A 12,227-nucleotide genomic window follows, 5' to 3' on the forward strand; every position below is an offset into this window, starting at 1 on the left:
GCTTCTACCGAGCCTAAAAAAAGCTTTAATGGTATATTGGAAAGCAGTGGAGGGATGTGTATGTATCAAAAGTTTGTTGAAAACATCCGACTGCGGCGTTTTGTTGTATTGGCAGTCCTAATTCTAGTTATTTATCTGTCGCGATCGTTCATTTCGATTGCCTTACTGACCTTTATTTTTACTTATCTGTCATCGAAAATCGTGAAGCTGTTGAATCGATATTTAAAGCTTCCACATATGGCGGCGACAATTGGTTTATATCTTGTGGCAGTCTTTCTGTTATACTTGCTGTTTTCCCGTTATGCGACGATTTTGGCTCAGCAGGCAATCCAAACCTATAATTCATTGCTACAATTTTATCGTCATGCGGAGTTTGATTCTTCCGGGGTAACTGATTATTTGTCTACCTATTTTGAAACCCATAATTGGCAGGACAAATTGGAAAGTGGAGCGGGGATTCTCTTCCAGCAACTACAAAATGTTGGCCGTATCGCCGTGTCCTTTTTTATGTCCTTCTTATTGAGCTTTTTCTTTATGATCGAAAAGGAGCAGACATTCCGGTTTTCTAGACATTTTTTAAGCAGTGATTATGCCTGGTTCTTTCAGGATGTCTATTATTTTGCTAAAATTTTTACTGAAACTTTCGGGGTAGTATTAGAGGTTCAATTATTGATTGCATTGGCGAATACGGCAATTACAACGGCTGGTTTGGCTTTAATCGGGTTTAACCAACTGCCATCTTTAGCAATAATGATATTCTTTTTAAGTCTGATCCCGGTGGCTGGGGTGATCATTTCTTTCGTGCCATTAACACTGATTGCTTATTCAATTAACGGTCTGCAGACAGTGATTTACGTGTTATTGCTAATAATGGTAGTACATGTAATCGAGTCATACATCTTAAATCCGAAGCTAATGTCTAGTCGTACTAAGCTGCCAATTTTCTATACTTTTGTTATTTTGCTACTGAGTGAACATTTTTTAGGTGTCTGGGGATTAATCGTAGGAATTCCGATTTTTACTTTTTTCTTAGAAGTAATTCATGTACAAGTAAAACAAGAACCAAAGGAAAGTTAATTCCCTTGGTTCTTTTTCAGTTCTTCAATTGTTTGTTCTTCAGGTGTTACATATAATGTTTTTTGATTTTCATAAATGACAAAGCCAGGTTTAGCGCCATTTGGCTTGTGCACATGCTTGACAGCTACATAGTCCACCGGTACTTGTGCCGAATGACGAAACTTGGAGAAGTAAGCAGCTAATTCAGCAGCCTCTAGCAAGGTTTCATCACTTGGATCGTCATCCTTGATAATTACGTGAGAACCTGGGATGTTTTTGGCATGTAGCCAGATATCCGTTTTTCGAGCTTTCTTTAAGGTCAATTGATCGTTTTGCAAGTTATTTTTACCAACCAAAATTTGCGTGCCATCACTGGCATAAAAAATCTCAGGTTGGGAAGGAGCTTGCTTGCGATTCTTTTTACTTTTCTTTTTCTTCAAGTAGCCACTAGCCACTAATTCTTCCTTGATAACCTCAATGTCCATCGGTCCGGCAATTTCTAACTGAGCTAAGATAGACTCCAAATAGGCTAATTCTTCTTTTGCTTCATCGATTTGTTTATAGATCAATTTCACGGCATTCTTCAGCTTTTGATAGCGTTGGAAATATTTCTGCGCGTTCTGATTTGGCGTCAAAGCGGGATTCAAACGGATGGTGATCATCTGGTCTTCATCATAATAATTCGCCAAATCCACTGATTCTGCACCGCGTGGGACTTGAGTCATAAAGGTAGTTAACAGCTCGCCATCACGACGAAATTCCTCAGCGTTTTCTGAATCCTTCAAGGTTTTCTGACGCTTTTCTAACTTGGTTTGATTCCGTTTGATCTCATTTTCAACGCGGCGAATCAAGTCATTACCTAGTTGTTTTACCCGATCTTTTTCGGCTTTTTCGCCATAAAAAGCATCCAGTAATAAGCTCAAAGTAGGGTATGCTACCGGTTTATCAAACGTTTCGAAAAGCAGTGGTGCGAAGAATTCTTTGTCGTTTTTCAAACCTAAAGTGGGTTGTAGGTTACTGGTTATGTCTTGCCAGAAACTTTGCCAAACGGTCATTTTATCGTTCGGATTGTGATTTAAGCGATAGGCTAATTCTTCAGCAGTATCACGACCTAAGCCTTGAAATTGCTGCTGCAAATACTTTCCGTTTAATTCCTCAGCAGTAGATAAGAGGTGAAAAACACTTTCTTTAGTTGCTGTAAAGGGATTTTGTTGGTCTTGTTTGGGCGGCGTGATATAGTCACTGCCAGGTAAGATGGTACGATAAGTATTTTGAGAATGACCTACATGCTTAATCGCATCGAGAATTTTACCAGTCTCGCTATTTAACAAGATAATTGTAGAATGGCGACCCATTAGCTCAACAATTAGTTCAATATCTTGTAAATCTCCTAATTCATTCCGTTTAGTAAAGGTAAAATGAATGACTCGGTCATTTTCAATTTGTTGAATGTCTTCTAAAATAGCTCCTTCTAAGTGTTTGCGCAGCATCATGGCAAAATTAGGCGGCGTATCAGGATTTTGGTAAGCAATCTCGGTTAGCTGAACGCGAGCATAACTAGGGTGTGCTGAAAGTAACAGGCGATGATTCTTTGCCTGTGATCGAATGACTAAAACTACTTCATTTTCATAAGGTTGGTGAATTTTGGAAATTCGGCCGCTTAATAACACGGTTCGCAATTCATTCACCATTGCATGGGTAAAAACTCCGTCAAATGACATCTTTTTCCCTCGTTTCTTTTCATAGTGATTCTATTATAACGAAAAAAGTGCCAGTGACCAACAGTAAGTCACTGGCAAAGCTTAATTCGATTATTTAGTTAGTGATTCTTTATAAGTTGCCAATTCTTCTAATAATAGCAGCAACAATGTTTCCGTCTCATTCGGCAGACGATCATAACCCTCGTTTACGGTCTTTCGCTTTTGAATGAAGGCTAACCGGGTTTCAATCCGTCCTATCAATTTCTCAATATACGACGCATCTTCAAATGGCGGTTCGTGTCCTTCAATTGGGAGGTAAGACAAAGCTTTTAACGGTCCAAAAGTTTTGAATTCTGCCGTACCTTCAACAATTTTTTCGATTGAAGATAAGGTATGTTTCGGAGTTACATCATTATCTTCAAATACACCAGTGTTCAGGATATAGCAATCCGTTTGTCCTTTTTGGAATAGTTCCAAGAAGTCTTGGTAATCTTCACCTAGCGGATAACTACGGAATGGATTCGCAAATGGTTCAATTACTAGCTGATCGACATTAGCCTTCGCTTTGATAATATTTTCAGCAGTAGAACGTTTAGTGGCTAGAGTAGCACCGAAAACAGCAGCTAAACATGGATCATTTACTTTAATTACAGGTGGCAAGCTGTCATCTTTCATGATCCAGAAAATACCATCAACGTTTTCGGATAAATGATCCACCCGATTTTCGGTAGCATAGCGGCTCTTGATACTTCGTCCATTACCATTTCGAATATCTTCAGTTACTAAAACTTTTTCGCCGTTTTCGTTTAAAGTAACACCGACATTTTGTGCAGTAACGACGTGGCTTAATTCTTCGCTACTACTAGGGTAATCTTGCGTTTTATCAAAATAAGAAGGTTCCAATGCAGTAGTGGAGCCTTTTTTCTTAGAAATAACAAAGGCATCATCATGAAGTACCTTGATAGGATACTTACCATCGTGTTTTGCTAGTGTAATAGTCGATTTACCAGAACCTGATAAACCAAAAGCAGCCATAGTATAGTTGCCAGTCGAAGCGGAATATTGTTTCATCCCACCGTGGCAAGCAATAAATCCGTTGCGATGGCCGGCAGCCCAAGCTAAAGTCAACGTCGCTTTTTTCAATTCACCAAAATAGCGTAATCCTAAGACAGCTGCACAATTATGCTCAGAGTCTACTAAAACTAAACCGTGTGGAAAATCAGGATGTGACCAGTCAGGATCTGCCAATACGAAGATATCTCCTTCTGGTATTGGATCTGAATTGGCATAAAATCCTAGTGATTCTTGGACGATTTGGAAGTTTAGTAAATAAGTATACAAATTAGCGGCATATTCTTTAGGCAGCAACACGTGAGCTTGCATTGTAAATTCTTTGTCTAATCCTACATAGACATCACCGCTGTAACACTCTTTTTTGCCTACTTCAAAAACAGCTTCCCGTAACAATTTATCATGGTAAGCTTCATCTATTCCAGCATGTCCGATAACGCGACGTGCTGCGGCTGTTCGACCAACGATCTCGCCATCGCTGGATACGAGCACCTTGGTGTCACCAGGTAATCCTAATTCTTCGGTGTGTCGAACAGGCAAATCGGTGACGATGACATCTGGGGCTTTTTTCGCTAAATGATACGCCTCAGACAAGGATGTAACTGGGGTTACGTTGTTTCCGTAAAAAGCGGTTTCAATAATCGTGCGCGTGACAGAAAAGATTGGATTTTTGTCAGTAATCTCGGTCTGCTTAAAAAACTGTATGCTACTCATGTGGCGTCCTCCTCTACAATCGGTATAACATTATAATAGCATTAAAATGTTATCGGTACAAATCTTAAAAAAACATTAATGACTCCTTTGGTTGAAGAGATGAGATTAAGCTAGTCAAGCCTAGATAGAACCGATATAATAAGTACAGGAGGTTAGAAAATGAAGACTTTTTTGATGACGATCAGAGACAGAATAACTGCTGGGTGGCAGCTGTTTATTGAAACCGTGTCTGAAAACGAGAAGAAATCATTAGCGATCGCAGCAAGTTTAGTCATTTTTTCGATTATCTTTTCAGTAACAGTTGGTTATGCTCAAAAGAGCGTGCGACGTGACGAACTAAATACATTAGTTAATCAAACAATTCATTCGGATCATATAATCCCTTTTGACTATGGCGAAGCCGATCAAGAGATAAAAAACAGTTCAGCAATCTCAGTGATGTTTGCCCAACCACATGGCGCTTCTTTTGAAAATGTACTTGCCATTCTAGATACGCCAAAACAGGAAGAAGAATTAAATCGAAGCTTCTATTATTATCCGTTAGTTTACAATAGTAGTAAAATTGCCAAAGAGTACGATGTAGATCCTACTAAAGTAACATTTGTTTTCTTCCAAAAGGGTCAAGAGAGAAATCGTTTTGTGATGGAAGACTTAGCTGATCTAAACAAAGAATTCATTCCAGAACTAAATCGCTTGCCAATGTGGCGCTTAAAGGCTGAAAATGAGAATAACTAAAATAAGTTCATCTTTTTTTAATAAATACCATTGACAGCTATCTGATTTTTCGATAGACTATTGTCAATATCAAAGAAGGAGTGACATTCATGTCTAAAGCAAACTTATCCGTTCAATTGAATAGCTGGCAAAACTGGCGTAGATAAGTTGTGTTTATGAATTCACTTCATAGATACAACGTTTAGACTATCTCTAAATTGTGTATCTATGCGCTGGTACTATTTGTGTCATTTCCCGCATAGAGCAGATCTATGCGGTTTTTGTCTTTTTTAGGGCGACTACCGTAAATGTTGAGGTAGTTGTCCTTTTTCGTTATAAACGCAATCATACAAACAAACATACTAAAAATTTGGGGGAATTATCATGAAAAACAAAGGGATTATTGGTTCTATTATTGCATTGGCGGTCATATTAATTGGAGTTTTTGCTTATCAAATGGGCTCTAGACAAAATGCGAATACTGAAACAGATGAAAATTCGAAAGATATGCAGACAGTAGGGATTTTACAATTTATCAGCCATCCATCATTGGATCAAATCTCTGATGGCGTCATCGAAGGCTTGAAGCAAGAAGGCTTTGTTGAAGGCGAGAACATCAATATCGAATTTTTAAATGGTCAAGGCGACCAAAGTAAATTAAACACCATGACGCAGCAATTATTGAACAAAGATTCAGACGTATTAGTCGGTGTTGCTACACCAGCCGCTAAAGCTTTAGCCAACGGGACTTCAGAAATTCCGGTAATCATGGGAGCGATTAGTGATCCAATCGGTGCTGACTTAGTGGAAAGCTTGGAAAAACCAGGCGGCAACGTAACCGGCGTAAACAATTTAGCACCAGTTGGTCAACAGTTTGAACTAATTAAAGCATTGTTCCCAGAAGCGAAGAAGATCGCGTTGCTGTACTCATCTTCAGAAGAAAACTCACAAGCACAAATTGACAATGCTGAAAAAATGGCCCAAGAACAAGGCTACGAAGCTACTCGCTATGCCGTATCTTCAAGCAATGAAATTGCCCAGTTAGCACAATCAGCAGCGGCAGAAAATGATTTTATCTATGTACCGCAAGATAACATTATTGCTAATGCTTTCCAAACGGTTATCAACGAATCAGACAAAACGCAAACACCAGTCTTCGTATCAGTTGACAACATGGTAACCGAAGGCGGAATTGCAACAATTGGTCAAAACCAGTTTGACTTAGGCGTAGAAACAGGAAAAATGGCTGCCGACGTATTAAAAGGCAACACAGATGCAGGGAATACACCAGTTAATGTAATTGATTACGGCGAAATGATCATTAACGAGAAGAAAGCTGCTGAACTAGGAATTACAATTCCGGAAGATATTAAAAAAGAAGCAACAATGGTTGAAGGAGAATAGAAAATGGTCATTTCAGCAATCGGACAAGGATTTTTATGGGGGATTTTAGGGCTAGGAATATTTATGACCTACCGTATTTTAAACTTTCCAGATATGACAACTGAAGGGTCGTTTCCTTTAGGTGGGGCAGTTTGTGTGACTGCCATCACCCAAGGGATCCATCCGGTATTAGCGACATTGTTAGGGATTTTAGCCGGTATGTGTGCAGGTTTTATTACAGGAATGCTGTATACGAAAGGAAAAATTCCGGTGATTTTGGCTGGTATCTTAGTAATGTCAGGGTTGAACTCAGTCATGTTGTTCATCATGCAGACGCCAAACTTGTCATTGCTAGGTAAGCCAAAGATTCAAGACTTTTTTACAAGTTTAAATTTACCGAACCACTTTGATATTGTCATTTTAGGCTTAATTGCAGTTAGCTTAATTATTGCGTTACTGTTATTCTTCTTTTTCACTGATTTTGGACAAGCCTATATTGCGACTGGTGATAATGAAAACATGGCTCGTTCTATCGGGATTAACACCGACCGCATGAAGGTGATCGGTTTAACTTTATCAAATGGAGTAATCGCTCTTTCAGGTGCCTTAATCGCTCAAAACGACGGCTATGCTGATATTGGTAAAGGGATTGGTGTGATCGTTATTGGATTAGCTTCAATTATTATCGGAGAAGTATTATATGGCGAATTATCTTTTGGTGAGCGTTTAGTCGCCGTCGTGTTGGGCAGTGTTATTTACCAGCTGCTGATTTTGTTAATTATCAAGCTAGGTCTAGATACGACTTACTTGAAGATCTTCTCGTCAATCATTCTAGCGATTTGCTTGATGATTCCACGACTAAAAGAAGCGCTAAACTTAAAAACAGGACTGGAAAAGGAGTAAGAAGATGGACGCATTACAAATTAAACAAGCAACAAAAACCATTCGAAACGGCATCAATGACAAACGCCAAATTCTTCGCTCTGTCAATCTGACGATCCAGCCAGGCGAATTTGTAACCGTACTTGGTGGAAACGGTGCAGGAAAGAGTACGTTGTTTAATAGTATTTCTGGCACGATGCAATTAGATAGTGGTACGGTTTCAGTTATGGGAAATGACGTAACTAAACTATCTGAAGAAAAAAGAGCCAATTATATCTCGCGCGTGTTTCAAGACCCCAAGATGGGAACGGCTCCTCGTTTGACCGTTGCTGAGAATTTAGGTTTAGCGGAAAAACGTGGACAAAAGCGAGCGTTACGTCCGCGTAATCTATCACAAAAAAAAGAAGCCTATTATCAGCTATGCAGTCAAGTAGGTAATGGATTAGAAAATCATTTGGATACACCCACTGGTTTCTTGTCAGGTGGTCAGCGTCAGGCACTTAGCCTGCTGATGGCTACATTGACGAAACCCGATTTATTATTATTAGATGAACACACCGCCGCATTAGATCCTAAAACAGCACGTCAATTAATGAAGGTCACTGATCAGAAGATTAAACAAGAGCAGCTGACCTGTTTAATGGTTACTCACAAGATGGAAGATGCCTTGAACTACGGCAACCGATTAATTGTGATGCAAAAAGGACAAATCGTCAAAGATTTAAAAGGCGAAGAAAAAGCACAACTTTCATTAACCGACCTTTTCTTGTTCTTTGAAGAAGAAGATACCGAAGACGAAAGCTTGTAAAACTGCCTAAGTAGCGGAAAGTTCAAAAAAGGATTGACAAGTAAAATAAACAAATTTATACTTGTTTCAATCACTAATCAGTTTGGAGCGATGATCATGATAAAAACTAGACATCCACAACTGAATACTTTTTACTTTAGCTATTTTAGATAGGTTTGTATTCATGAGCTCATGGATGCAAACAACGCAAGTTTGTATCTATGATGGCTGAAGAACTTTAAATTGACTTTAAAGCCATGTAGATGATTCATCTATAATGGCTTTTTTCTTTTAGTAGACCCATTGTAGATGTATATCCTACAACGGGTCTTTTTTGTTGAAAGAAATCAGGTTAGAAAGAGGAATGAAGGATGCGTTATTTGACAGCAGGAGAATCACACGGACCACAGCTAACAGCTATTATTGAAGGAGTACCAGCCGGTATTACTGTATCAGTGGAGAAAATCAATCAAGAATTAGCAAAACGGCAAGGCGGCTACGGTCGCGGCGGCAGGATGAAAATTGAAAAAGATCAGGTTCAAATTACTTCAGGCATTCGTCACGGGAAGACACTTGGCTCTCCGATTACGATGATCGTTGAAAACCGCGATTGGAAAAACTGGCAAACCGTCATGTCAGTAGGAGAAGTTGCCGAAAAAGATACGCAATTAAGAAAAGTTACCAAGCCTAGACCCGGTCATGCAGATCTGGTTGGCGGTATGAAATATCAACACCGTGATTTACGCAACATCTTAGAACGGTCCTCTGCACGAGAAACCACGATGCGAGTAGCCGTTGGCGCACTAGCTAAACAGATTCTACAAGCTTTGGACATCGAGATTGCGAGTCATGTGGTGAATTTGGGCGGGATTCAAGCACAAGTCCCACCAGTCATTAGTGTTAAAGAGATTCAACAGGCCGCAGACGCATCTGAAGTAAACATGATTGACCCTTCGATTGAAGACGAAGTTAAAATGAAAATTGATGAAACAAAAAAAGCTGGTAATACGATCGGTGGTGTCGTGGAGGTTCGCTTAGAAAATGTACCTGCTGGATTAGGCAGCTACGTTCAATGGGACCGCAAACTGGACGGCAAAATCGCTCAAGCCATTGTCAGTATCAATGCCTTCAAAGGTGTTGAATTTGGCATCGGCTTTGAGGCCGCAAATCGTCCTGGATCAGAAGTGATGGATGAGATTATTTGGAATCAAGATGCTGGTTATACGCGCACGAGCAACCATTTAGGCGGCTTTGAAGGCGGCATGACCAATGGTGAACAAATCATCGTACGTGGTGTAATGAAGCCTATCCCTACCTTGTATAAGCCGTTAATGAGCGTTGATATTGATACCAAAGAACCTTACAAGGCAAGTGTAGAGCGTTCAGATAGTACGGCCGTGCCGGCAGCAGCTATCGTAGCGGAAAATGTTGTAGCAACAGTTATTGCGACTGAAATTTTAGAACAATTTCAAGCGGACAATTTAGCTGATTTGATTAAAAGTGTCAACGATACCCGCCAGCAGCACACGGCGTTTTAGGAAGGTCATACTATATGAAGAATATTTTTGTTGTTGGTCTAGGGTTAATCGGCGCCTCCTTATGTCGTGCAATAAAGCAGCCCAACATTAAATTATACGGCTGGGACTTCAAAGCGGAAAGTTGTGAAATTGCCCAGCAGACTGGCATTGTTGACGAAGTAGCTCTGGGGATCGAAGCAGCAGTAGAGATGGACATTATTATCTTGGCTGTTCCAGTTAGCGTCTCTTTGGAGTATTTAGAAAAGCTGGCTCAGCTGCCTTTGAAACAAAACGCAATTGTCACTGATGTAGGAAGTACCAAGTCAGCCGTTGTACAACTGGCTGAAACACTACCCTTTACTTTTGTTGGGGGACATCCGATGTCAGGTTCACACAAATCAGGCGTGACGGCAGCCAATCCGAATCTTTTCGAGAAAGCCTACTATATTTTAACGCCTTCCGGAGATCAGCAGACAGAAGTGGACGAATTAATTGAACTCTTAACACCTACTCGAGCGAAATTTGTTATCCTTGATCCAACAAGTCATGATGAGATAGTAGGGGTTTTAAGTCACCTTCCTCATATTGTGGCATCTGGACTAATGCAGATGAGTGACCAGTTATCTGCAACTTATCCGCGAGCGAAGCAATTGGCAGCCGGCGGATTCCGAGACATTACTCGGATAGCATCTTCAGATCCGCAGATGTGGACGGATATCTTATTAACCAATCGGAGAATACTATTGGACTTGATGGATAAGTGGCAGGCAGAAATGTCTGCGGTCAAGCAGCAACTAGAACAAGGCGATCGTGCATCGATTCATCAGTTCTTTTCTCAAGCGAAGAAAAATAGAGATCAATTGCCTCGTAAAGATCAAGGCGCTATCCCAGCTTTCTACGATTTACTGGTGGATATTCCAGATATCGCCGGAGCAGTGGCAAAAGTAACAACCGTATTAAGTCAACACCATATTTCGATTATTAACTTAAAAATCCAAGAAACACGGGAAGACATTTTCGGAGTTTTGGAATTATCGTTTAAAAATAAAGCCGATTTACTAGCAGGAAAAGCGTTAGTTGAGGCTGAAAAATTTCATTGTCGGATAAGGAGTTAAAAGCATGCGTTTAATGACAAAGGCAAAAGGTTTAATAGGTGAGCTAGCCGTTCCTGCAGACAAATCAATTTCCCATCGTAGTGTGATGTTTGGAGCGATTAGTCACGGAACGACAACGATTCATAATTTTTTAAAGGCTGAGGATTGTTTAAGCTCAGTAGCAGTCTTTAAAAATTTAGGGGTTTCAATTGAAGAGAAAGATGACGTATTGATTGTTCAGGGAAAAGGCTTTGACGGATTAAAAGCACCATCTGATTTATTAGATGCTGGTAATTCAGGGACTACCATGCGATTAGTTATGGGGATTTTAGCAGGTCGACCGTTCACTTCGACTATTCAAGGAGATGCTTCTTTGAATAAACGACCGATGGAGCGTGTTATGGGACCGCTTCGTCAGATGGGGGCAGATCTGGTAGGAAATGAAGGCGCTGAGTATCCGCCGATTACTATCCAAGGAGGAACACTTCAAGGGATTGAATATCAAATGCCGATTGCTAGTGCGCAGGTGAAATCAGCGATTCTGTTTGCTGCATTGCAGGCTGAAGGTGAAACGACCGTTATCGAACAAGCTTGTTCACGTAATCATACCGAACAGATGATTCGTCAATTTGGCGGAACGATTGAGGTAAACGACAAGGAAATCAAACTTCCTGGCAATCAGCAGTTGGTCGGACAAGAAGTGCATGTACCTGGGGACATCTCTTCTGCGGCATTCTTCTTAGTTGCGGCTCTATTAGTACCAAATAGTTCTTTGTGTTTGAAAAAAGTTGGGATCAACCCCACTCGAACAGGTATTTTGGATGTCTTAGCAAAAATGGGTGCGGACATCACTCAAATGAATGAAGACACCCAAAATGAGGCAGCCGATTTATTGGTGGAAAGCAGTGCATTAAATGCTTGTGAAATCAGTGGGGAGATTATTCCACGTTTAATCGATGAGTTGCCAATTTTAGCTTTAGCAGCAACGCAAGCAACCGGAACAACCATTATTAAGGACGCGCAGGAGCTGAAGGTCAAAGAGACAAACCGGATCGATGCAACTGCCGATGAGTTAAATAAAATGGGGGCTAATATTGAACCGACAGAAGACGGGATGATTATCCACGGACCGACTCCGTTACACGGAGCTGCAGTAGACAGTCACGGAGATCATCGCATCGGTATGATGTTGCAAGTAGCTGCATTGTTGACTGAAGAAGTGGTTGAATTGAACAATCCAGAAGCAATTAATATTTCTTATCCCGAATTTTTCAATGATTTGGATAAATTAGCAAAGGAGCGAGTATAG

Annotated in this window: 10 protein-coding genes; 8 read left to right on the forward strand and 2 right to left on the reverse strand. The window is 40.4% G+C overall.

Annotation, left to right across the window (positions count from 1 at the left end):
* Window positions 1-60 precede the first annotated feature (60 nt).
* Complete coding sequence (locus tag IGI42_RS01475; protein ID WP_438713826.1) at window positions 61-1,077, forward strand: AI-2E family transporter; 1,017 nt, start codon at window positions 61-63, stop codon at window positions 1,075-1,077.
* On the opposite strand, the gene efbA is transcribed toward IGI42_RS01475, so the two are convergent.
* Complete coding sequence (gene efbA / locus IGI42_RS01480; RefSeq protein ID WP_438713828.1) at window positions 1,074-2,777, reverse strand: fibronectin-binding protein EfbA; 1,704 nt, start codon at window positions 2,775-2,777, stop codon at window positions 1,074-1,076. The two genes, IGI42_RS01475 and efbA, sit on opposite strands and share 4 nt — an antisense overlap.
* Before the next feature lie 90 nt (window positions 2,778-2,867).
* Entirely contained in the window at window positions 2,868-4,541 is a 1,674-nt protein-coding gene (locus tag IGI42_RS01485; RefSeq protein ID WP_438713829.1) for a phosphoenolpyruvate carboxykinase (ATP), read from the reverse strand.
* Window positions 4,542-4,700: 159 nt separating this feature from the next.
* Between IGI42_RS01485 and IGI42_RS01490 the strand changes: the two genes are divergently transcribed.
* From IGI42_RS01490 to aroA, 7 genes are all read left to right on the forward strand, one after another.
* Window positions 4,701-5,276 carry a hypothetical protein gene (locus IGI42_RS01490; RefSeq protein WP_438713831.1) on the forward strand — a complete coding sequence of 192 codons (576 nt, stop codon included), beginning with the start codon at window positions 4,701-4,703 and terminating at the stop codon, window positions 5,274-5,276.
* Window positions 5,277-5,639: 363 nt separating this feature from the next.
* The gene (trpX, locus tag IGI42_RS01495; protein ID WP_438713832.1) at window positions 5,640-6,659 is read left to right on the forward strand and encodes a tryptophan ABC transporter substrate-binding protein; all 1,020 of its coding nucleotides are present in this window, start codon (window positions 5,640-5,642) and stop codon (window positions 6,657-6,659) included.
* Window positions 6,660-6,662: 3 nt separating this feature from the next.
* Window positions 6,663-7,541, forward strand: coding sequence for an ABC transporter permease (locus IGI42_RS01500; protein WP_438713834.1), 879 nt, complete (start codon window positions 6,663-6,665; stop codon window positions 7,539-7,541).
* A gap of 4 nt (window positions 7,542-7,545) precedes the next feature.
* A complete protein-coding gene (locus IGI42_RS01505) occupies window positions 7,546-8,328 on the forward strand; it encodes an ABC transporter ATP-binding protein (RefSeq protein ID WP_438713835.1) in 783 nt (260 codons plus the stop codon).
* Window positions 8,329-8,678: 350 nt separating this feature from the next.
* On the forward strand, window positions 8,679-9,845 hold the full coding sequence (aroC, locus tag IGI42_RS01510; protein ID WP_438713837.1) for a chorismate synthase: 1,167 nt from the start codon (window positions 8,679-8,681) through the stop codon (window positions 9,843-9,845).
* A gap of 14 nt (window positions 9,846-9,859) precedes the next feature.
* Window positions 9,860-10,939, forward strand: coding sequence for a prephenate dehydrogenase (locus IGI42_RS01515; protein ID WP_438713838.1), 1,080 nt, complete (start codon window positions 9,860-9,862; stop codon window positions 10,937-10,939).
* 4 nt (window positions 10,940-10,943) lie between these two features.
* On the forward strand, window positions 10,944-12,227 hold the full coding sequence (gene aroA / locus IGI42_RS01520; RefSeq protein ID WP_438713840.1) for a 3-phosphoshikimate 1-carboxyvinyltransferase: 1,284 nt from the start codon (window positions 10,944-10,946) through the stop codon (window positions 12,225-12,227).

Origin of the sequence: Enterococcus sp. AZ109, from assembly GCF_051714625.1 — a bacterium.
Classification (GTDB): Bacteria; Bacillota; Bacilli; order Lactobacillales; family Enterococcaceae; genus Enterococcus_A.

Excerpts from the sequence above, each read along its gene's own strand:
- IGI42_RS01475 (WP_438713826.1), top strand. The coding sequence starts at position 61 with ATGTATCAAAAGTTTGTTGAAAACATCCGACTGCGGCGTTTTGTTGTA.
- efbA (WP_438713828.1), bottom strand. The coding sequence starts at position 2,777 with ATGTCATTTGACGGAGTTTTTACCCATGCAATGGTGAATGAATTGCGA.
- IGI42_RS01485 (WP_438713829.1), bottom strand. The coding sequence starts at position 4,541 with ATGAGTAGCATACAGTTTTTTAAGCAGACCGAGATTACTGACAAAAAT.
- IGI42_RS01490 (WP_438713831.1), top strand. The coding sequence starts at position 4,701 with ATGAAGACTTTTTTGATGACGATCAGAGACAGAATAACTGCTGGGTGG.
- trpX (WP_438713832.1), top strand. The coding sequence starts at position 5,640 with ATGAAAAACAAAGGGATTATTGGTTCTATTATTGCATTGGCGGTCATA.
- IGI42_RS01500 (WP_438713834.1), top strand. The coding sequence starts at position 6,663 with ATGGTCATTTCAGCAATCGGACAAGGATTTTTATGGGGGATTTTAGGG.
- IGI42_RS01505 (WP_438713835.1), top strand. The coding sequence starts at position 7,546 with ATGGACGCATTACAAATTAAACAAGCAACAAAAACCATTCGAAACGGC.
- aroC (WP_438713837.1), top strand. The coding sequence starts at position 8,679 with ATGCGTTATTTGACAGCAGGAGAATCACACGGACCACAGCTAACAGCT.
- IGI42_RS01515 (WP_438713838.1), top strand. The coding sequence starts at position 9,860 with ATGAAGAATATTTTTGTTGTTGGTCTAGGGTTAATCGGCGCCTCCTTA.
- aroA (WP_438713840.1), top strand. The coding sequence starts at position 10,944 with ATGCGTTTAATGACAAAGGCAAAAGGTTTAATAGGTGAGCTAGCCGTT.